This window comes from Flavobacterium sp., from assembly GCF_043780635.1.
Lineage (GTDB): Bacteria > Bacteroidota > Bacteroidia > Flavobacteriales > Flavobacteriaceae > Flavobacterium.
This window is the reverse complement of record NZ_JAYWCK010000048.1, coordinates 1-21,323: the sequence shown is the minus strand read 5'-3', so window position 1 is coordinate 21,323 and position 21,323 is coordinate 1. Positions and strand designations below refer to the sequence as shown.

Here is a 21,323-nt window from a genome sequence, read left to right as displayed (position 1 = left end):
CTTCGTGGTATTAATGTTTCCGGACATAATATGATAAAAATGGAAGCTTTGAAAACGACCCTAGAAGCAATTGGTTTTGAAAATGTGAAAACCTATATACAATCAGGAAATATTTTTTTGGATACGGAGGAAGAAAATTCTGCTGCTGTTGGTTTCAAAATCAAACAGGAAATCTTCAAGGCATTTGGTCACGAAGTTCCTGTAGTTGTTATTGGTAAAGCAGATTTAGAAGCCTGTTTAAAGAACAACCCTTTTTTGAAAGAGGCGACATTGGATATAAAAAAATTATATGTGGCTTTTGTTTCAACGACATTGCGCAGCGACAGCATCAACGATTTGAAAATTAGTCAATTTAAACCTGATGAGGCGAGTATTGATAGTAATCGAATTTATATTAAATATGCCGTTGGCGCTGGAAAAACCAGATTTGATCAGAAATATATTGAAAAGAAACTGAACGTAACAGCAACCATAAGGAATTGGAATACGGTGACGCAATTATTTCAACTGTTTGAAGAAAGATAAAGAATGAAATACCTTTTCCTCTTAATTTCTACCATCACATTTGCCCAGCAGACGAAATCTGTTGATTTTAAATCGGTTTTGGGGCAAATCACCATTAATGCCAAAGAGCAATTGGTTTCCGGTGCCGTAAATTACTTTTTTGATGTTTTAAAACCCATTGATACCATCAAAATTGATGCTCAGAATATGACATTTTTGGATGTAAAAATTAATGATAAGGTTGTTAATTTTATCAACACTGGCAAACAATTGCAATTGATTTTTCCGTTCCAAAAAGGGAAAAATATTCTTAGTTTTGAATATACTGCAAAACCAAAAAAGACGATGTATTTCATTGGTTCCGAATCGACAAATAATTTGCAGATTTGGACACAAGGTCAAGGGAAATATACCAGTAATTGGTTCCCAAGTTTTGACGATGTGAACGAAAAAGTTACTTTTAGGTTAGGCGTTACTTTTGATGCCAATTATCAGGTAATTTCGAACGGGATTTTGGCAGAAAAATACAGAAACAACAGCACTAATTATTGGGAATACAGAATGCAAAAACCAATGAGTTCCTATTTATTAATGCTTGCCATCGGGAAATTTGATAAGAAAATTGAGGTTTCAAAATCTGGAATTCCTTTAGAAATGTTCTATGAGCCAAATACTTTGGATAAATTTGAACCCACTTATCGCTATTCCAAACAAATTTTTGACTTTCTGGAAAAAGAAATAGGAGTGAAGTATTCTTGGAAAATATACAAACAAATTCCTGCTCGGGATTTCTTGTATGCCGGAATGGAAAATACATCTGCAACACTATTTTCAAGTCGGTATGTCGTGGATTCAACAGGTTTTGAAGATCGAAATTACACCAATGTCAATGCACACGAATTGGCGCATCAATGGTTTGGCGATTTGGTTACCGCCGAAAGCAGCAAACACCATTGGCTTCAGGAAGGGTTTGCAACGTATTATGCCTTGTTGGCAGAGAAAGAAATTTATGGTGAAGATTATTTTTATTCCAAATTATATGAATATGCGCAACAACTCAAACAAGCTTCTAAAACAGATTCAATTCTTGTCTTAAATGAGAAAGCGAGTTCATTGAGTTTCTATCAAAAAGGAGCTTGGGCATTGCACGTTTTACGGGAAGGAATTGGTGAAAAATCTTTTAAAAAAGCAGTGCGAAGTTATTTGAAAAAGCATTCATTTCAAAGTGTAAATACTCAGGATTTCTTCGATAAAATCAAGAAGGTTTCTAATTATGATTTGGATAATTTTAGTAAAGTATGGCTTGAATCTTCAAGTTTTAACAGTCAAATTGCCAATGATTTACTTTATAAAAATAAATCTATTCGAGTGTTTTTCGAAATAGATAAATTACGAAATATACCTTTGCCAGAGAAAGAGGAATTCTTTGTAAAAACATTGCAATCGGATGTTTATTTTTCCGCGAAAGAAGCCGTCGTTTACCAATTAATAAATGAAAAATTTGATGATAAAAAAGAATTATTAATTCTAGCTTTGGAAACCAATAATCTGCAAGTTCGACAAGCTGTTGCTTCTATTTTGACAACAATTCCTGAGAAATTTAGAATTCAATACGAAGGTTTATTAGACGATCAATCATATCAAACGCAGGAAATAGCTTTGTATAATCTTTGGAATAATTTCCCTGAACATCGCTTTCAATATTTGGATAAATCAAAGAATTGGATTGGTTTTAATGATTTTAATTTGAGAACTTTGTGGTTGTCGCTGACTTTATCCACCGCTGAATATTCAGCAAACAAAGAAATCTTAATCAATGAATTGATTGAATACTCTTCACCTAATTTTGAAGCCATAACACGCCAAAACGCTTTGGAGAAATTGATTGCTTTTCATAGAATTACTGATACGGTTTTAAAAAATTTGGTTGACGCGACAACTTCTCCTATGTGGCAATTTTCTAAATTTGGAAGAGAAAATATCCGAACTTTGATAAAAAATCAGGAAATGCGAGTTTCATTCAAAAGGATTTTGCCGGATTTGGAAGAAAACGAACAATTTCAATTGAACCGATTGTTGAATGAGAACCAGTAATTCTATGAGAGCATTAGTAATTTCGGGAGGAGGAAGTAAAGGCGCATTTGCTGGCGGTGTAGCTCAATATTTGTTGGAAAACAAAGAATATAAATATGATTTATTTCTTGGAACATCAACCGGAAGTTTGTTGATTCCACACTTGGCTTTAGGGCATATTGCTGAAATTCATAGCATTTATACCAATGTTGATATGGATAAAATATTCGACATTAATCCATTTATAATTAAGAATAAGGACGGAATTGATATTGTAACAATTAACCATTTCAGTGTAATCTGGCAGTTTTTAAGAGGAAAAAGAACTTTTGGAGAAAGTAAAAATCTATTAAAATTGATTAAATCAAATTTTCATATTTCTGAATTTAATGAGTTAAAAACCTCAAACATAGATGTAGTTGTCACTGTTACCAATATTTCAAAAAATGAAGCAGAATATAAATCGATTAAGGACTGTACTTATGCTGAATTTTGCGAATGGACCTGGATTTCAGGAAATTACGTTCCCTTTATGAGTATAGTTTCAAAAAACGGTTGCGAATATGGCGATGGCGGGTTTTCAAGTTTGGTTCCTATTCAAGAAGCGATTAATCGTGGTGCTACAGAAATTGATGTTATTATTTTGGAAACCGAGACTTCAATTTCCAAAACAACTATTGGAAGAAATCCGTTTTCGTTGTTGATTGATTTATTCCGAATAACATTAGACCAAGTCGAAAAACACAATATAGCCATTGGCAAACTAATCGCCAACAACAATAAGGTCAATCTGAACTTATATTATACTCCAACTAAATTGACTAATAATGCACTCATTTTCAATAAAAAGAAAATGAAAAAATGGTGGAAACAAGGTTATGAGTATGCGCAAAACAAGAGTGAAATTATGAGCGATAATAAATTACCATAATTGATTCACTTCATTCTTGATGAAAGCTAATGCAGCGCTACTTGGAGATGGTTTTTCCAATAAATCCCTTAATATCATTTCACGCAATTGATTGGCATCAACTATTTTTTCATTTTTAGTGGACAAAAGAATCATTTGTATCGTAGCATTTTTGGCAGTGGTGATTGTTGACCAACATTCTTCGGAAACATAAATTTGTTGGGCTAAATTGTGTTCGTATTCTTGCTCAATTTGTGCAATCACATAGTTTTGATAATCCTTTTTATCATCTGAAATTGGCGTGATTCTCACCAATAGTTGACTTGGATTGATGCGTTCCAAAAATAAGGTCATACGTTCGTAGGCCTGTAAACGCAAGACTAGAGTATCTGGTTTGGTATCTTTCTGCAACAAATACATTCTCTTTGCATTCTCATTTTTTGTGTATAATTCAAAGAAACTATAGGCTACAAAAGCCATAATAATTGTTGGAACAGTATAACTTATTAATTCTATTATTCGTGTTGAATCCATTGAGATTTAAGATTTTATTTAAAATTTATTAAGCAAAGACAAATTAACGAATAAACAAATAAACTTATAGATTACATTTGGTAAAATTTTATTAAAAATGGAATCCTACATAATAATTATACTTTGCCTTGCTGCTTTTGCTGCCGGATTTATTGATGCTATCGTGGGCGGCGGCGGATTAATTCAAACTCCGGTTGGATTGATTATGTTGCCTAATCTTCCGGTTTCCACAGTTATAGGATCATTGAAAGTACCTGCTTTTAGCGGAACTTCATTTGCCGCTTATCAATACCTTAAAAAAGTAGATATGAACTGGAGGTTACTGGCCATTATGATGGTTCTTGCGTTTCCTTCCGCATTTTTGGGCTCTACTTTGTTGACTTATGTGAGCAATGATTTTATGAAACCGTTGTTGCTGGTTGTTCTTTCGCTTTTGGTAATTTATACATATGCCCAGAAAAATTTTGGTCAACATATCGTGAAATCCCATTCTGCCAGAACCCAAATTTTATATGCTGTTCTCATTAGTTTTGTTGTTGGTTTTTATGACGGATTTATTGGCCCTGGCACAGGAAGTTTTCTGGTTTTGGCTTTTATTGCTTTGATGGGATTTGATTTTTTGCACGCGTCCGCTAATGCCAAAATGGTCAATCTTGCAACTAATTTTGGCTCGATTTGTTTGTTTATGTTGAAAGGAAAAATCATATGGGCTATTGCAATTCCAATGGCTTGTTGTAATGCATTTGGTGGTTGGCTTGGTGCAAAATTAGCCATCAATAAGGGAAATAAATTCATTAGGATATTCTTTTTGGTTGTTGTTATTGGTACCTTGATTAGGTTTGCTTATGACGTATTTTATAAATAGAAAACCACTCTCTTTTTAATTCTTAAATCCTTAATTTTGCATTCAACAGAAAATTTTTATGCGTAAATATATTGACCAACTTAACGAAGCCCAACGTGAACCCGTACTCCAAAAAGACGGGCCAATGATTATTATTGCGGGTGCAGGTTCCGGAAAAACACGCGTATTAACTATTCGAATTGCTTATTTGATGAGTTTAGGAGTGGATGCTTTCAGTATTTTGGCATTGACTTTTACCAATAAAGCTGCGCGCGAAATGAAAAAGCGTATCTCCGATATTGTGGGTTCCAATGAAGCTAAAAATCTTTGGATGGGAACTTTTCACTCGGTTTTCGCAAGAATTCTGCGTTCTGAAGCGGATAAATTAGGTTATCCTTCGAATTTTACGATTTACGATACTCAAGATTCTGTTCGGTTGATTTCGGCTGTGATTAAGGAAATGCAGTTGGACAGAGATGTTTACAAACCGAAACAAGTTTTAAGCCGAATCTCCTCTTATAAAAATAGTCTGATAACCGTAAAAGCGTATTTCAATAATCCTGAATTGCAGGAAGCCGATGCGATGAGCAAAAAACCTCGTTTAGGTGAAATTTATCAAAATTATGTAGACCGATGTTTCAAAGCTGGCGCTATGGATTTTGATGATTTATTATTGAAAACCAATGAATTGCTGACTCGTTTTCCGGAAGTTTTAGCGAAATATCAGAATCGTTTCCGATATATTTTGGTTGATGAGTACCAAGATACGAATCATTCACAGTACCTAATTGTTCGTGCTTTGTCTGATAGATTCCAAAATATATGCGTTGTTGGGGATGATGCGCAAAGTATTTATGCGTTTCGTGGTGCAAATATCAACAACATCCTGAATTTTCAGAAAGATTATGAAGGCGTGAAAACCTTTCGATTGGAACAAAATTACCGTTCAACAAAAAACATTGTGGAAGCCGCGAATTCGATTATCGACAAAAATAAGACCAAACTCGACAAAATTGTTTGGACGGCCAATACAGATGGTGCTAAAATAAAAGTGCATCGCAGTATGACCGATGCCGAAGAAGGGCGTTTTGTGGCCAGCACGATTTTCGAACAAAAGATGCAGCACCAAATGAAAAATGGTCAATTTGCCATTTTATATCGTACCAATGCACAATCCCGTGCAATGGAAGATGCACTTCGAAAACGCGATATTCCGTATCGAATTTATGGAGGTTTATCTTTTTATCAAAGAAAAGAAATCAAGGATGTTTTGTGCTATTTGCGATTGGTTATTAACCCAAAAGATGAAGAAGCTTTGGTTCGAGTCATTAATTATCCACATCGCGGAATTGGGGATACAACGGTTGAAAAACTGACTGTTGCGGCGAGTCATTACAAGCGTTCCATTTTTGAAGTGATGCAAAATATTGATAAAATCGACTTGAAACTCAACTCGGGAACCAAGCAAAAACTGCAGGGTTTTGTGACGATGATTCAGAGTTTCCAAATCATAAACGAAAATCAAGACGCCTTTTATATCACGGATCACGTTGCCAAAAAAACGGGATTGGTTCAAGAATTAAAGAAAGATGCTACTCCGGAAGGAATGGCAAAAATTCAAAATATTGAGGAATTATTAAATGGTATAAAAGATTTTACCGAAGGTCAAAAAGAAATTGATGGCGCTCGCGGTGCTTTATCCGAGTTTATGGAAGATGTGGCTTTGGCAACTGATTTGGACAAAGACACTAGCGAAGAAGATCGTGTGGCTTTGATGACTATCCATTTGGCTAAAGGATTGGAATTCCCTTATGTTTTTGTCGTGGGAATGGAAGAGGATTTGTTCCCAAGTGCGATGAGTATGAGTACCCGAAGCGAATTGGAGGAAGAACGTCGTTTGTTTTATGTGGCATTAACCAGAGCAGAACATCAGGCGTATTTAACTTATGCACAATCACGTTACCGCTGGGGAAAACTGACTGATAGTGAACCTTCGCGTTTTATTGAGGAAATCGATGGACAATATCTAGAATATCTCACTGTCGAAGAAAATAATTATCGTTATAAACCAATGATTGATAGTGATATTTTTGGTGATATTGATAAATCCAAGTTACGTTTGGCAAAACCAGCCAATGGAACTCCACCAAAAAAACAGGGTGAAGAACCAACATCTTTAGTCAGAAAACTAAAACCAGTTTCCAATAATCCATCTTCAGGAGGAGTTAATTTATTTGACAATAAACTGGTAGCCGGAAATATCGTTGTGCACGAGCGTTTTGGTAAAGGTGAAGTGTTAAATCTTGAAGGTTCCGGAGCAGACAAAAAAGCGGAAATTAAATTTGAAGTGGGTGGCATTAAAAAATTGTTGTTGCGTTTTGCGAAATTGGATGTGATTGGGTAAGAAAATGTTTCAGTTTATTGTTTAAAGTTGTACATTAGAAGAACTTTAAGCTTTAAACAATTTAAACTTTAAACTAAAAAATGGCACAATTCATAAAAATATACGAAGATAAACCCAGCGAAGATGCTGTTGCTAAAGTCGTCAAGGTATTGAAAAATGGCGGTTTGGTAATTTATCCAACTGATACCGTTTATGGTTTGGGTTGTGACATCACTAATACCAAAGCTTTGGAGCGTATCGCCAGAATAAAAGGAGTGAAGCTGGAAAAAGCCAATTTTTCCTTTATTTGTTACGATTTAAGCAATCTTTCTGATTATGTAAGGCAAATAGACACGGCTACTTTCAAGATATTAAAAAGAGCTATGCCTGGACCTTATACTTTCATTTTGCCAGGAAACAATAATTTACCTAAAGAATTCAAAAAGAAAACGACCGTCGGGATTCGTATTCCGGATAATTCAATTGCCTTGGAAATCGTTCGTCAATTGGGCAATCCAATAGTTTCCACTTCCATTTATGATGAAGATGAAGTGATAGAATACACCACAGACCCGGAACTAATTTTCGAAAAATGGCAACACCTTGTTGATATGGTTATTGATGGTGGTTACGGTGACAATCAAGCTTCTACTATTATTGATTTATCAGGTGATGAACCAATTGTAGTTAGAGAAGGTAAGGGGAGTTTGGAGATTCTTTAATGTTCAGATTGCTGGTTTCAGATTTCAATATTTAAACTAAAAACGTCCCGATTTCTCGAGACGTTTTTTTTGTTTCTGCAAACTGCTATCTTAAATCTGCTACCTGCTTAATTTTGTTGTTTTTTCATTTCTTTCTCCACCATTTCATAGAATTGGTCGATTTTTGGTAACACAACGATACGAGTTCTTCTGTTTTTTGCTCTGTTTTCCGGAGTGTCATTGGCAACTAGAGGTGTATAAGAACTTCTTCCTGCAGCGATAAGTTGTGCTGGATTAACTCCCAAATCACCAGCTAAAACGCGAATGATAGAAGTAGAACGTTTTACACTTAAATCCCAGTTGTCAAGCAATATTCCGCTTCCATTGTAAGGAACGTTATCAGTATTGCCTTCAACCATACATTCAAAATCTGGTTTGTCATTCACAACTTTAGCCACTTTAGCCAGAACTGATTTTGCTTTGTCGGTTACATCATAACTACCACTTTTAAATAATAATTTATCTGCGATTTGGATAAAAACCACTCCTTTTTCAACATTAATTTCGATGTCCGGGTCAGAAATTCCAACCGAAGCTTTTAAACTTGTTACAACAGCTAAAGTAACACTGTCTTTTTTAGTTAAAGCGTCTTGCATTCTGCTGATTTTCAAATCTTTTTCTTTAATAGACTCTAAAGCTTTTTCTATGTTTTCAGCTCCTTTGGTAGTCAAAACAGTCATGTCTTTTGACTGAGAAATTAAATGTTGGTTTTGATCTTTTAAACCATTAACGGTTGCAGTAAGACCTGCTTTTTCTTCCAAACAAGAATTCAATTTTACAGTACAAGTGTTCAATAAATCTTGAGTTTCCTTGTTTTTAGCTTCTAATGCCGCATATTGTTTCTTAGAAACACAAGAGGTTAAAAGCATAAAGAATGATAGGGCAATTACAATTTTTTTCATAGAAGTTAAAATTTTAATTAAACGTGAATTACAAAGTTAGTTTTACTATTTAGTAGTAACAAATATATTACTAAATACTTTAATTTTCTTAATAAAGTAAAGATAAACGATACTTTTAGTTTTATAGTATTTATTGGATTGAAATTGGTCTCTCTTCTTGTAATGCGTTGAAAAAAGGCTATAAAATGCATAATGTGCTTTTAATATTGCTAATAAATGCTTGAACTTTCCTTGCAAGAGGTATTGTATTCCGGCAATTCCGTCCAAAACAAGACGAATGGAAATCACAGGAAACAATTGATTTTTTGGTAGGTTTTTTACCAGCATCAACAGTGAATTTCTAAAATTCAAAAAGGTTTTCTTCGGGTTTCCTTGTTGCAAAGTAGCTCCGCCAACGTGATATACCACCGATTTCGAATTGTATTTTATTGTATGACCTTTGTTGAATGCGCGCCAACACAAATCAATTTCTTCCTGATGCGCAAAAAAATCACCGTCGAAACCTTTCAGGTCCTTATAAACTGAACTTCGAATAAAAAAACAGGCACCAGAAGCCCAAAAGATCTCGCAATTGTTATCATATTGTCTGTTGTCTTTTTCCAAAGTTTCAAAAATACGTCCACGGCAAAACATATAACCGTACTTATCCATAAAACCACCGGCAGCACCAGCGTATTCAAAGTATTTTTTATTTTTGAAATCTAAAATTTTGGGTTGGATAATGGCAGTTTTTGGTTCGTTTTCGAAAGTTTCGATGATGGGTTTTAACCAATTTTCAGTAACTTCAATATCTGAATTGACTAAAGCAAATATCTCGGAATCAACACTTTTTAAAGCTTCGTTATATCCTTCGGCAAAGCCAAGATTACTTTCGTTCTTGATTATTTGAACCGTTGGAAAAAAAGCTTTGACATAAGAAATAGAATCGTCAGTCGAAGCATTATCAGCAACATAAACAGTAGCTTCTTGGGAATATTGGACAATTGAAGGTAAAAACTGTTCTAACAATTTTTCACCATTCCAATTGAGTATGACAACGGCTATTTTCATTTAGATATTTTTTGTTTTGTAATCTGGTAATTCATTCAAAAACTCATATTTTTCGTTTTCAAAATCCATTTGGCAAAAGTAATGATTATGCCCGTTGGTTACCATCATATATTCCGCTTTCAAAGTCATATTGTAGCGGGCGATTTGGTCAAAAGTAGCTTGAGCTGTTTTAATTTCGGGAGCTTTGCATTCGATTAAAACAAAGATGGAACCATCAGGATTGAAAACAACAACATCATATCTTTTTCGCAACCCATTGACATTGAGTAATTTTTCGACATTTATCAATGATTTGGGGTATTTTTTTTCTTCCAATAAAAACCGAACCACGTGCTGACGAACCCATTCTTCGGGTGTGAGAATGATAAATTTTTTCCTGATTTCATCGAAAATAGACACTTTATTTTCGCTATTTTTGAAGCGGAAGTTATAAACCGGAAAATTTAGTTGCTGCATAAAGCAAAAGTAAGACTTTTAGAGAATAGATAAAAGAGAATATATAAAATGGATGAAGTTTTAAAAATAGTCAAAGACATAAAAGCCGGTAACATTAAACCTATCTATTTTTTGATGGGAGAAGAACCTTATTATATTGACAAACTATCCGATTATATTGAGCAAAACGTATTATCTGAGGATGAAAAAGGCTTTAATCAAACGGTTTTGTATGGACGAGATGTTTCTATAGAAGATATTATTTCGACTGCTAAACGCTATCCGATGATGGCTGAGCGCCAAGTCGTGATTGTAAAAGAAGCTCAGGATTTGTCGCGAACTATTGACCAACTAGAGAATTATATAGAAAACCCATTGTTATCTACGGTTTTGGTTTTTTGTTATAAATATAAAACTTTGGACAAGCGCAAAAAATTACCTAAATTAATTGCAAAATTGGGAGTCCTTTTTGAAAGTAAAAAGTTATACGAAAACCAAATTGGCGAATGGATTAAGCGAGTTTTATCAGGTAAAAATTATTCGATTGAACCTAAAGCTAATGCAATGTTGGTAGAATTTTTGGGAACTGATTTGAGTAAAATCAATAATGAACTCGAAAAATTGCAAATCATTTTGCCAAAAGGAAGCATCATTACACCCAAACATATTGAGGAAAACATTGGCTTCAGCAAAGACTTTAATAATTTTGAATTGTTAAATGCTTTGGGCTCTAAAAACCAATTGAAAGCCTTTCAAATTGTACAGTATTTCTCAGATAATCAAAAAGCAAACCCTTTGGTAGTCACTACAAGCACGGTTTTTGGTTTTTTCATCAAACTATTAAAATACCATGGTTTAAAAGATCGAAACCCGAAAAATGTGGCATCGGTTTTAGCAGTCAATCCTTTTTTCTTAAAGGATTATGATTTGGCGCTCAGAAATTATCCAATGAAAAAGGTAAGTCAGATTGTTTCTTCTTTGCGTGATGTTGATGTAAAAAGCAAAGGAGTTGGCGCTAATGCTTTGCCACAATCGGATTTATTGAGAGAAATGCTATATAAAATATTTAATTAGCAGTGAAAATTTACGATATTTGCAATTCTTAAATATAATACACAATAATTATGGGAACAAATAAAAATAGCATTTTAGGATGGGCAACTTTACTTATGTTAGCAATGGGAATATTACTTATATGTTTAGGCGCTTTTAGATATAGAGATGTCTCAGGTTGGGGATTTGCAGCAGTTGGAGTTGGTTTTTTGGCAAATGCTTGGGTGTTTAGTTCACTTAAAGGAAGACTATAATAATTATTTAAAATTTTAATATAAAAAATGGCTGACGATAAAAAAGTAATTTTCTCAATGCAAAAATTGAGTAAAACCTATACTGGAGCAGATAAACCAGTGCTGAAAAACATCTATTTGAGTTTCTTTTACGGAGCTAAAATTGGTATTTTGGGACTTAATGGTTCCGGAAAATCTTCTCTTCTAAAGATTATTGCAGGAGTTGATAAAAATTACCAAGGAGATGTGGTTTTTCAACCCGGATATACCGTTGGGTATTTGGAGCAAGACCCACAATTGGACGAAACAAAAACAGTTCTCGAAATTGTACAAGAAGGAGTTGCTGAAACAATGGCAGTTCTAAAAGAATATAATGATATAAACGATTTATTTGGTCTTCCGGAAAACTATGAAGATGCTGATAAAATGGACAAGTTAATGGATCGTCAGGCTGCTTTGCAGGATAAAATTGATGCCCTTGGCGCTTGGGAAATCGATACTAAGTTAGAAATTGCTATGGATGCTTTGCGTACTCCAGAAGGTGATACTCCAATCAAGAATTTATCAGGTGGAGAACGTCGTCGTGTGGCTTTATGTCGTTTGTTGTTGCAACAACCTGATGTTTTGCTTTTGGATGAGCCTACGAATCACTTGGATGCAGAAAGTGTACTATGGTTAGAACAACATTTGGCGCAATATGCGGGAACCGTGATAGCCGTAACGCACGACAGGTATTTCTTGGATAATGTTGCCGGTTGGATTTTAGAACTCGATAGAGGAGAAGGAATTCCTTGGAAAGGGAATTATTCTTCTTGGTTGGAACAAAAATCAGGGCGAATGGCTTTGGAAGAAAAAGTAGCTTCAAAACGCAGAAAGACTTTGGAACGCGAGTTGGATTGGGTTCGTCAAGGGTCTAAAGGCCGTCAAACGAAACAAAAAGCCCGTTTGCAGAACTATGATAAACTCTTGAATGAAGACCAAAAACAATTGGATGAAAAATTAGAAATTTATATTCCAAACGGTCCAAGATTAGGAACCAATGTAATTGAAGCCAAAAATGTAGCAAAAGCTTTTGGAGATAAATTATTGTATGATAATTTGAATTTTACTTTGCCACAAGCTGGAATTGTAGGAATTATTGGGCCAAATGGTGCTGGTAAATCGACTATTTTCAAAATGATAATGGGTGAAGAAAAACCAGATGCGGGAGAATTTCTAATTGGAGACACCGTGAAAATTGCTTATGTAGATCAGGCACATTCGAATATTGATGTGAACAAATCTATTTGGGAAAATTTTGCCGATGGTCAGGAATTAATTATGATGGGTGGACGACAGGTGAATTCTCGTGCTTATTTAAGCCGATTTAATTTTGGCGGAAGCGATCAGAACAAGAAAGTATCAATGCTTTCGGGTGGAGAGCGAAACCGTTTGCACCTTGCAATGACTTTGAAAGAGGAAGGAAACGTACTTTTATTGGATGAGCCAACGAATGATTTGGACATCAATACGCTTCGAGCTTTGGAAGAAGGTTTGGAGAATTTTGCAGGTTGCGCCGTTGTAATTTCGCACGACAGATGGTTCCTGGACAGAATTTGTACCCACATTCTAGCATTTGAAGGTAACTCTGAAGTATATTATTTCGAAGGCGGATTTTCTGATTATGAGGAAAATAAGAAGAAACGTTTGGGTGGTGATTTGACTCCAAAACGATTGAAATACAGAAAATTAATTAGAGGTTAGAAATCAAGTTTTCTGAATTTATTATATATAAAAAGAGGATATCCATTTAGATATCCTCTTTTTTTTAATCTTATCAGATTATTATTCATCTTCGTCTTCATCATCTTCGTCTGCAACATCTTTTTCGTCATCTTCGTCGTCTTCATCTTCTGAATCGTCAGAATCATCATCGTCTTTAAAGTCAGGTTTATCTAGACTTTCACCGTCATCAATATCATCATCCTCTTCGTCAAGGTCAAGACCTTCTTCTTCTTCTAATGGTTCAATTTCGGCGGCAATTTCATCGTCTTCATCATAATTTTCTATTCTATCAGCAAGATTAGTGCTGATTTTTACCAAAAAAATGGTGTCTTCAGTTTTAACTTCCACAGCCTCAATTAACTCGTTTTGTGCATTTCTAAAACGGATAATGTTGGAGTCGTCATAGCCATCAGGAAATTTATCTACCAAAAGGTTCAAAATTTCGTGGGTAAGTTTTGCGTAATCAACAATTACTCTTTTCATAAAATCAATCTATAAGTCTAATAAATAAGCGAAAATTAATGGAGCTACTATAGTAGCATCCGACTCTATAATGAATTTTGGAGTTTTTATATCTAATTTCCCCCAAGTAATTTTTTCATTAGGAACAGCTCCGGAATAAGAACCATAACTTGTTGTTGAATCAGAGATCTGACAGAAATAACTCCAAAAAGGAATGTCGTGCATTTCCATATCCTGATATAACATTGGTACCACGCAAATTGGAAAATCCCCTGCAATTCCGCCACCGATTTGGAAAAATCCAACACCTTTAGCGCTGTTTTTTGGATACCAATCGGATAAATAAACCATATATTCAATACCGGATTTCATTGTTGATGCTTTTAAATCACCTTTTATGACATATGATGCGAAAATATTCCCCATCGTGCTGTCTTCCCATCCGGGTACAATAATAGGTAAATTTTTCTCTGCTGCAGCATACATCCAGCTATCTTTTAAATCAATTTCGTAATATTCTTCAAGAACTCCCGAAAGTAACATTTTATACATGAACTCATGAGGGAAATATCTTTCCCCTTTATCATCAGCATCTTTCCATATTTTATAAATATGTTTTTGCAAGCGACGGAATGCTTCATGTTCCGGAATACAAGTATCAGTAACACGGTTTAATCCTCTTTCTAGTAAAGCCCACTCGTCTTCTGGTGTTAGATCTCGATAATGTGGTACTCTTTCGTAGTGTGAATGTGCAACCAGATTCATTATGTCTTCCTCAAGATTGGCTCCTGTACACGAAATAATTTGTACTTTATCCTGACGAATTATTTCTGCGAAAATTTTCCCTATTTCGGCTGTGCTCATTGCGCCAGCCATACTCACCATCATTTTTGCTCCGTTGGCTAATTGTTGCTCGTAAGCCTTTGCTGCATCTACTAAGGAAGCAGAATTAAAATGCAAATAATGCTTTTCAATAAACTGACTGATTGGTCCTTTACTCATTTTTTTTCTATTGTTTAAAGCTAATATTTGACAGTTCAAAGAAAATATATTTTTTTTGAAACTACAATGAAAACTTTTAAATTATTTTTTATCGTAACCTAATATTTTTAAAACATCCTCAGCTGTTTGTTGTTCTGAGAAAATTTCTGTAGCCAGGATTCCGTTTTCATCACGATCAATCAATATATGTTTGGGTTGAGGAATCAAACAGTGATGTAAACCTCCGTAACCACCTATAGTTTCCTGATAGGCACCGGTATTAAAAAACCCAATATAAAGTGGTTTCTCTTTATTGTATTTTGGTAAATAGATAGCATTCATATTTTGCTCGGAATTGTAATAATCATCACTATCACAAGTCATTCCGCCTAGTAAAACTCTTTCGTAAGTGTCATTCCATCTATTGATGGCCAACATAATGAAACGTCTGTTTATCGCCCAAGTATCGGGTAAAGTGGTAATGAAAGAAGAATCAATCATATTCCATTTTTCTCTGTCATTTTGTTGTTTTTGATACAAAATTTGATAAATAGCGCCACCGCTTTCGCCAACAGTGTAGGAGCCAAATTCGGTAAAAATATTGGGAACATCTACTTCGGCTTCATCACAGGCAATCTTAATTTGATTGATAATTTCGTCAATCATATATTGATAATCGTATTCAAACGCCAATGAATTTTTGATTGGAAATCCACCACCAATGTTCAATCCATCAAGTGTTGGGCATTCCTTTTTCAAAGCTACATAAACTTTTATACATTTTACTAATTCGTTCCAATAATAGGCATTGTCATTGATGCCGGTATTGATGAAAAAGTGAAGCATTTTAAGTTCCAGCTTTTTATTTTCCTGAATTTGTTTTTTATAAAACTGAACAATGTTTTTGTATCCAATTCCAAGACGAGAAGTATAAAATTCAAATTTTGGTTCTTCCTCTGCAGCAATACGAATTCCGATTTTGAATTTCCTTTTGATTTTGTCTTGCAAAATGTCAAGTTCTTCGTAATTGTCAATTATTGGAATCGTATTTTTATGTCCGTTATTAATCAATCGGGCAATGTTTTCAATGTATTGGTCTCTTTTGAATCCATTACAAATCACATAAGTACTTTTATTAATTTTGCCGGAAGCCATTAAATTTTCTACGATATTAATGTCAAAAGCCGAAGAGGTTTCAATATGAATGTTGTTCTTGAAAGCTTCATTCATAACATACTCAAAATGAGAACTTTTAGTACAATAGCAATAGTAATATTTGGCCTCATAATTGTTTTTTTCCATTGACTTACGAAACCAGTTTTTGGCTTTGTTTATGTTATTGGAAATTTGAGGTAAATAAGTAAATTTTAAAGGCGTTCCGTATTGTTCTACAAGTTTCATCAAATCAATATTGTGAAACTCAAGATTGTCTTTATTTAAAGTAAATTCTTCTTGTGGGAAATAGTAAGTTTGATTTATTAAGTCGAAATATTTAGTATTCATTTTGTTTTGTATTTTAGTTTAATTGTATTTTGAAATAAATTAAGCTAAAATTCAAACCCGAATATTGGCATAAACAATTTGAAGCTTCTTGTGGTCAGATTTTAAATATTGAAATATGTCAAAACTGAAAGTTCCTTTAATACCATAAAAACGTTTCAATATTCTTTGAAAAGAGCTATTGTTTTCGTTTTTGATGGAACTATAATTTCTTTGGTTTTGATTGTTTTTCATTGTTGCAAATGTAAAAAATATTATAGACGTAAAGCAATCCTTTATTGTAAAAAAAGCTTAAGATTTATAATCTTCAAAAGCCTTTAGAATTAATTCGTTTTCAACAGATTGATTGATCTTTATTTTCCCTATGCCGTCAATCAATGCAAATTGGATATTTCCATATTCATTTTTTTTGTCGTGAATCAATAATTCCAATATTGGAGCTATGTCGTTATCCTCAAAAAGGACATCGTCATAAATCGCTTTAATGGTAGTTTTGATTTGATTGTATTCTTCTAGGTTGATTAAACCTTTTTCCAATGAAATGTAACTTTCCAATATCATTCCAATGGCAATGGCCTCTCCGTGCAATAATGAGGTTTTATTTTTATTCTCCAAAAAATAGCTCTCGATGGCGTGACCTAAAGTATGACCAAAGTTTAATGCTTTTCGGATATTTTTTTCAGTTGGATCTTGTGTTACAATTTCATTTTTGATTTCAACGGAACGATAGATTAATTCATCAAAATCAGCAAAATCAATGGCTTTCAAATCCAAAAACTTTTCCCAATAGGCTGCGTCATAAATTAATCCGTGTTTGAGCATTTCGGCAAGTCCCGAACGCATTTCGTTTTTAGAAAGGGTTTCTAGATATTGGGTGTCAATAAGCACCATTTTAGGCACATTGATAACGCCAATCTGGTTTTTTAAATTACCTAAATCAACTCCTGTTTTTCCTCCTACAGAAGCATCCACCATAGAAAGCAAAGTGGTAGGAATATGAATAAAATCCATTCCTCTTTTAAAAGTTGAAGCTACAAAACCACCTAAATCAGTAACAACACCTCCGCCAACATTGATAACCAGACTTTTTCTGTCGGCACCAAGTTCGGTCAGGACATTCCAAATTTGGACACAAGTCTCAATATTTTTATTAGGTTCACCCGCTTCAAATTCAACAATTTCTATCGTAAGATTGGTTTCCAAAAAAGGCAGGAATCTTGACAAACAAAACTCATTGGTATTGTTGTCAACAATAATAAATAGATTTGAATATTTGCTTTCGTTTAAGAACGAATTTAAGGCTTCATATCCCTTTTCGTTAAAATAAATGGGATAATTATTGGCTTGAATAGTTTGCATTTTATTTTATTGATTGAAACCGCAAAATAAGGTAATTTTTACTGAATAATATTCAAAACTCTCTTTATATTTGTACAAAAATATAACAAAAAATGAAAAATTTATTCAATAACACACAAATTGCCTTTTCATTAAAAAGCGATACCGAACTGGATAGAGCTTATTTTCTTTTCAAATTAATTGATAATCAGCCTTTGGTTCGAATAGGAACTGCGGTGACAAATTTTGCGATAAAGGCAAATTTACCGGTCGAAGGTTTGATACGTGCTACTGTTTTCGACCATTTTTGTGGTGGCGTTAACGAAGACGATTGTATTCCTGTAGTGGATAAAATGTTTGCGAAAGGAGTTTCCTCTGTTTTGGATTATTCTGTAGAGGGCAAGGAAGAAGAAGAACAGTTTGATACTGTCTTAGAGAAAACCTTAAAGCTAATTGATTTTGCCAAAGAAAAAAAGGCAATCCCGTTTGCTGTTTTTAAACCATCTGGTTTTGGTCGTATAGATCTATATGAGCAAGTTAGTTTAAGAAAAAAATTAACACCAGCCGAAGAAGACGAATGGAATAAAGTAGTGGCTCGTTTTGATAAAGTATGCAAGGCCTCGTATGATAACGATGTTGCATTATTAATTGATGCCGAAGAAAGCTGGATGCAGGATGCAGTTGATTCTTTAGTTGAAAAAATGATGCAGAAATACAATAAATTGAAACCAATTGTTTTCAATACTTTGCAAATGTACCGTTGGGATCGATTGGATTTCTTGAAAAAACTACACGATAAAGCAAATGCAGAAGGTTTCCACATTGGAATGAAATTAGTACGTGGCGCTTACATGGAAAAAGAAAATGAGCGTGCTACAGAAAAAGGATATCCAACACCAATTTGCGTTTCCAAAGAAGCTACAGATGAAAATTACGATGCCGCTGTCAAATATATGGTTGATAATAATATGTCTGTTTTTGAAGGGACGCATAATGAAGCGAGTACTGATTTCTTGATGAATTTGATGGAAGAAAAAGGAATAGCATCGAATGACAGCAAAATTTGGTTTGGTCAATTATACGGAATGAGCGACAATATCAGTTTTAATTTAGCCGCAAATGGTTATAATGTTGCTAAATACCTGCCTTTTGGCCCGGTAAAAGACGTGATGCCCTACTTAATTCGTCGAGCCGAAGAAAACACTTCTGTAGCAGGACAAACCAGCCGAGAATTGTCAATGATAAAAGCAGAACGAAATAGAAGAAAAGGGAAAATATAATAAATTAGTTCATAAAAAAACTCCATTCCGTATTTAGCAGAATGGAGTTTTTTATTGGATTAAAATTTTATGAATGACTAAACTGCAAATTACTCAGGTTTTTGTAAATTCCATTTTCCAAAGCAATCAACTCCTGATGCGTTCCTTGTTCCGAAATCACACCTTTATCCAGCACCAAAATCTGGTCCGCACTGCGAATAGTCGAAAGTCGATGCGCAATAATAATGCTTGTTCTTCCTTCCATCAAAATTTCTAAAGCTTCCTGAACTAGTTTTTCGCTTTCACTGTCCAATGAGGATGTAGCTTCGTCTAATATCAAAATACTTGGGTTTTTGAGCAAGGCTCTTGCGATGGCAACACGTTGTCTTTGTCCTCCGGAAAGTTTAACACCGCGTTCACCAACGACAGTTTCAAATTTTTCAGGAAAACTTTCAATAAAACTCAGGGCATTGGCTTGCTTAGATGCCAGGATAATTTCTTCATCAGTGGCGTCTGGATTTCCATAAGCAATGTTTTCCTTGATAGTTCCGCCAAAAAGAATCACGTCTTGAGGTACAATACTCATATTCCCACGAAGATTTTCTAAATCATAATCGTAAATGTTTTTGCCATCTATCAATATTTCGCCACTGTCAATGTCGTAAAAGCGCAACAATAAAGAAGCAATAGTGGATTTCCCAACGCCACTTGGCCCCACGATGGCTATTTTTTGACCAAAGTTAGCTGTAAAACTGACGCCTTTTAAAACCTTCATTTCTTTTCGGGAAGGGTAGGTGAATCCCACATTTTTGAAAGTGACATTCCCTTGTATCTTTTGAACGGAATGCGAATTTTGGGTAGAATTAATTTTTTCAGGAGTTTCATCTAATAGTTCAAAAACGCGTTCAGTGGCTCCAACGGCTTTTTGAATTTGGGCATAAAGCTCGGCGATTCCGCCAAAAGAGGCACCAACGAAAGTCGAATACAAAACAAAGGAGATTAATTGTCCCACGCTCATTTCGCCGCTGATGCTCAATCGAACACCAAACCATACTACGGCAACAATGGCTCCGAAGAGACAGAAAATGATGAAGGAAGCAAAATAGCCTCTGTATTTACCACCTTTGATGGCCAACTTTACGACTTCGTTTATCTTTCCCTTATAGCGGGCAATTTCATACCATTCATTGGCGAAAGCCTTTACAATACTGATTCCTTGCATCGTTTCTTCTACAATAACCTGACTTTCGGCAACCTGATCTTGTACTTTTTTGGAGTATTTCCGGATGAATCTTCCAAAAATTACTGCTGCTACGGCAACAAGTGGAACTACGGATAACATTAATAAGGTTAACTTGATACTTTCGGTGGCCAATAAAATGACACCACCAATGATTAAAATGAATTGACGCAAAAATTCAGCAATAGTAGTGGTTAAGGTATCTTGAATTTGCGTGATATCAGAACTGATTCGGCTGTTGAGTTCTCCAACTCGTTTATGTGAAAAGAAAGACATCGGCAGTTTTACCAAATTACTGTATAACGAAAGGCGAAGATTGGCGAGGGTGTGTTCCGTAAAATTGACGAATAAGGATACTCTGAAAAAAGAAAAAATGGATTGCAAAAACAATATCCCAATCAATAATAAAGCGATGTTGTTGACTTGGGAATAACTTTTATCCTTGACACAGTCAACCAACATCCCCATCAATTTTGGGAAGGCTAAAGCAGTTGCGCCAGTAAGCAAAAGGAAAACCAGTCCAACGTAAAATTTCCAGCGATGGCCACTGGCATATTTAAATATGATAGTTGCTTTACTGAGTGAACTTGCCGTAATTTTTGATTTTGGTAAATCATTTTCTTTTTTGAAATGTGCCATTTAGGATATTTTGTTTTTTACAAATATAGTACTATACTGATTCAATGATAAAAAATAGTTTTTATTTCATTAGAATTAAAATTATATTTTTTTTACATTTTGTTTGCGAATCCAATATCTACGATATATATTTGCACTCCTTCAAAGGACGATTAGCTCAACTGGTTCAGAGCATTCCGATTTCATCGGAAGTGGTCGGGACTAGAAGATTAAAAAAAAATATTGGGGCGATTAGCTCAGCTGGTTCAGAGCATTCCGATTTCATCGGAAGTGGTCGGGACTAGAAGATTAAAAAAAATATTGGGGCGATTAGCTCAGCTGGTTCAGAGCACCTCGTTTACACCGAGGGGGTCGGGGGATCGAACCCCTCATCGCCCACAAAAACTTCATTAGAAATAATGAAGTTTTTTTTATTTTTCTACATTATGGAATTTATAGTTTATATACTTTTTAGCGAA

20 protein-coding genes and 1 tRNA gene are annotated in these 21,323 nt (G+C 34.6%); 11 read left to right on the top strand and 10 right to left on the bottom strand.

Annotated features, from left to right (window positions below; translation table 11 throughout):
- From ACH2BV_RS04945 to ACH2BV_RS04935, 3 genes are all read left to right on the top strand, one after another.
- Window positions 1-525 (top strand): DUF1697 domain-containing protein (locus tag ACH2BV_RS04945; RefSeq protein ID WP_395049614.1); only part of this gene is annotated, 525 nt, incomplete at its 5' end.
- 3 nt (window positions 526-528) lie between these two features.
- Window positions 529-2,598, top strand: a complete 2,070-nt coding sequence (locus tag ACH2BV_RS04940; RefSeq protein WP_395049613.1) for a M1 family metallopeptidase — start codon at window positions 529-531, stop codon at window positions 2,596-2,598.
- Window positions 2,599-2,602: 4 nt separating this feature from the next.
- A complete protein-coding gene (locus ACH2BV_RS04935; RefSeq protein WP_395049612.1) occupies window positions 2,603-3,508 on the top strand; it encodes a patatin family protein in 906 nt (301 codons plus the stop codon).
- Here ACH2BV_RS04935 and ACH2BV_RS04930 read toward each other — a convergent pair.
- Window positions 3,500-4,021 (bottom strand): hypothetical protein, encoded by a 522-nt coding sequence (locus ACH2BV_RS04930; RefSeq protein ID WP_395049611.1) that lies wholly within the window; start codon window positions 4,019-4,021, stop codon window positions 3,500-3,502. The genes ACH2BV_RS04935 and ACH2BV_RS04930 overlap by 9 nt on opposite strands.
- 97 nt (window positions 4,022-4,118) lie before the next feature.
- On the opposite strand from ACH2BV_RS04930, the gene ACH2BV_RS04925 reads away from it, so the two are divergent.
- The 3 genes from ACH2BV_RS04925 to ACH2BV_RS04915 all read left to right on the top strand — a co-directional run bounded on the left by ACH2BV_RS04925 (window position 4,119) and on the right by ACH2BV_RS04915 (window position 7,970).
- Window positions 4,119-4,886 (top strand): sulfite exporter TauE/SafE family protein, encoded by a 768-nt coding sequence (locus ACH2BV_RS04925; RefSeq protein ID WP_395049610.1) that lies wholly within the window; start codon window positions 4,119-4,121, stop codon window positions 4,884-4,886.
- Between the two features lie 58 nt (window positions 4,887-4,944).
- The gene (locus ACH2BV_RS04920; protein WP_395049609.1) at window positions 4,945-7,269 is read left to right on the top strand and encodes an ATP-dependent helicase; all 2,325 of its coding nucleotides are present in this window, start codon (window positions 4,945-4,947) and stop codon (window positions 7,267-7,269) included.
- A gap of 80 nt (window positions 7,270-7,349) precedes the next feature.
- Window positions 7,350-7,970, top strand: coding sequence for an L-threonylcarbamoyladenylate synthase (locus ACH2BV_RS04915; RefSeq protein WP_395049608.1), 621 nt, complete (start codon window positions 7,350-7,352; stop codon window positions 7,968-7,970).
- A 107-nt stretch (window positions 7,971-8,077) separates the two neighbouring features.
- Here the strand turns inward: ACH2BV_RS04915 and ACH2BV_RS04910 are convergent, their stop codons facing one another.
- Genes ACH2BV_RS04910 through ACH2BV_RS04900 form a run of 3 tightly spaced genes read right to left on the bottom strand, consistent with a single transcriptional unit; the run spans window position 8,078 to window position 10,417 of the window.
- Window positions 8,078-8,911, bottom strand: a complete 834-nt coding sequence (locus ACH2BV_RS04910) for a flagellar motor protein MotB (protein WP_395049607.1) — start codon at window positions 8,909-8,911, stop codon at window positions 8,078-8,080.
- 45 nt (window positions 8,912-8,956) lie between these two features.
- Window positions 8,957-9,961: a glycosyltransferase family 2 protein gene (locus ACH2BV_RS04905; protein WP_395049606.1), complete on the bottom strand. Its 1,005-nt coding sequence runs from the start codon at window positions 9,959-9,961 to the stop codon at window positions 8,957-8,959.
- Window positions 9,962-10,417 (bottom strand): type I restriction enzyme HsdR N-terminal domain-containing protein, encoded by a 456-nt coding sequence (locus ACH2BV_RS04900; RefSeq protein ID WP_395049605.1) that lies wholly within the window; start codon window positions 10,415-10,417, stop codon window positions 9,962-9,964.
- A 48-nt stretch (window positions 10,418-10,465) separates the two neighbouring features.
- Between ACH2BV_RS04900 and holA the strand changes: the two genes are divergently transcribed.
- The 3 genes from holA to ettA are packed head-to-tail and all read left to right on the top strand — an operon-like array spanning window position 10,466 to window position 13,425.
- Window positions 10,466-11,470 (top strand): DNA polymerase III subunit delta, encoded by a 1,005-nt coding sequence (gene holA / locus ACH2BV_RS04895; protein WP_395049604.1) that lies wholly within the window; start codon window positions 10,466-10,468, stop codon window positions 11,468-11,470.
- A 50-nt stretch (window positions 11,471-11,520) separates the two neighbouring features.
- On the top strand, window positions 11,521-11,703 hold the full coding sequence (locus tag ACH2BV_RS04890; protein ID WP_395049603.1) for a CAL67264 family membrane protein: 183 nt from the start codon (window positions 11,521-11,523) through the stop codon (window positions 11,701-11,703).
- 27 nt (window positions 11,704-11,730) lie between these two features.
- Complete coding sequence (gene ettA / locus ACH2BV_RS04885; RefSeq protein ID WP_395049602.1) at window positions 11,731-13,425, top strand: energy-dependent translational throttle protein EttA; 1,695 nt, start codon at window positions 11,731-11,733, stop codon at window positions 13,423-13,425.
- A gap of 81 nt (window positions 13,426-13,506) precedes the next feature.
- On the opposite strand, the gene ACH2BV_RS04880 is transcribed toward ettA, so the two are convergent.
- From ACH2BV_RS04880 to aroB, 5 genes are all read right to left on the bottom strand, one after another.
- Window positions 13,507-13,929: a DNA primase gene (locus ACH2BV_RS04880; RefSeq protein WP_395049601.1), complete on the bottom strand. Its 423-nt coding sequence runs from the start codon at window positions 13,927-13,929 to the stop codon at window positions 13,507-13,509.
- Window positions 13,930-13,938: 9 nt separating this feature from the next.
- Window positions 13,939-14,910: a deoxyhypusine synthase family protein gene (locus tag ACH2BV_RS04875; RefSeq protein WP_395049600.1), complete on the bottom strand. Its 972-nt coding sequence runs from the start codon at window positions 14,908-14,910 to the stop codon at window positions 13,939-13,941.
- A gap of 81 nt (window positions 14,911-14,991) precedes the next feature.
- Window positions 14,992-16,392, bottom strand: a complete 1,401-nt coding sequence (locus ACH2BV_RS04870) for an arginine decarboxylase (protein ID WP_395049599.1) — start codon at window positions 16,390-16,392, stop codon at window positions 14,992-14,994.
- A 51-nt stretch (window positions 16,393-16,443) separates the two neighbouring features.
- A complete protein-coding gene (locus tag ACH2BV_RS04865; RefSeq protein WP_395049598.1) occupies window positions 16,444-16,623 on the bottom strand; it encodes a hypothetical protein in 180 nt (59 codons plus the stop codon).
- A gap of 57 nt (window positions 16,624-16,680) precedes the next feature.
- Window positions 16,681-17,748: a 3-dehydroquinate synthase gene (gene aroB, locus ACH2BV_RS04860; RefSeq protein WP_395049597.1), complete on the bottom strand. Its 1,068-nt coding sequence runs from the start codon at window positions 17,746-17,748 to the stop codon at window positions 16,681-16,683.
- A gap of 92 nt (window positions 17,749-17,840) precedes the next feature.
- Between aroB and ACH2BV_RS04855 the strand changes: the two genes are divergently transcribed.
- Complete coding sequence (locus ACH2BV_RS04855) at window positions 17,841-19,007, top strand: proline dehydrogenase family protein (protein WP_395049596.1); 1,167 nt, start codon at window positions 17,841-17,843, stop codon at window positions 19,005-19,007.
- A gap of 67 nt (window positions 19,008-19,074) precedes the next feature.
- Here the strand turns inward: ACH2BV_RS04855 and ACH2BV_RS04850 are convergent, their stop codons facing one another.
- Window positions 19,075-20,865 (bottom strand): ABC transporter ATP-binding protein, encoded by a 1,791-nt coding sequence (locus tag ACH2BV_RS04850; RefSeq protein ID WP_395049595.1) that lies wholly within the window; start codon window positions 20,863-20,865, stop codon window positions 19,075-19,077.
- Between the two features lie 303 nt (window positions 20,866-21,168).
- Here ACH2BV_RS04850 and ACH2BV_RS04845 point away from each other — a divergent pair.
- Window positions 21,169-21,243, top strand: a tRNA-Val gene (locus ACH2BV_RS04845).
- Window positions 21,244-21,323 lie beyond the last annotated feature (80 nt).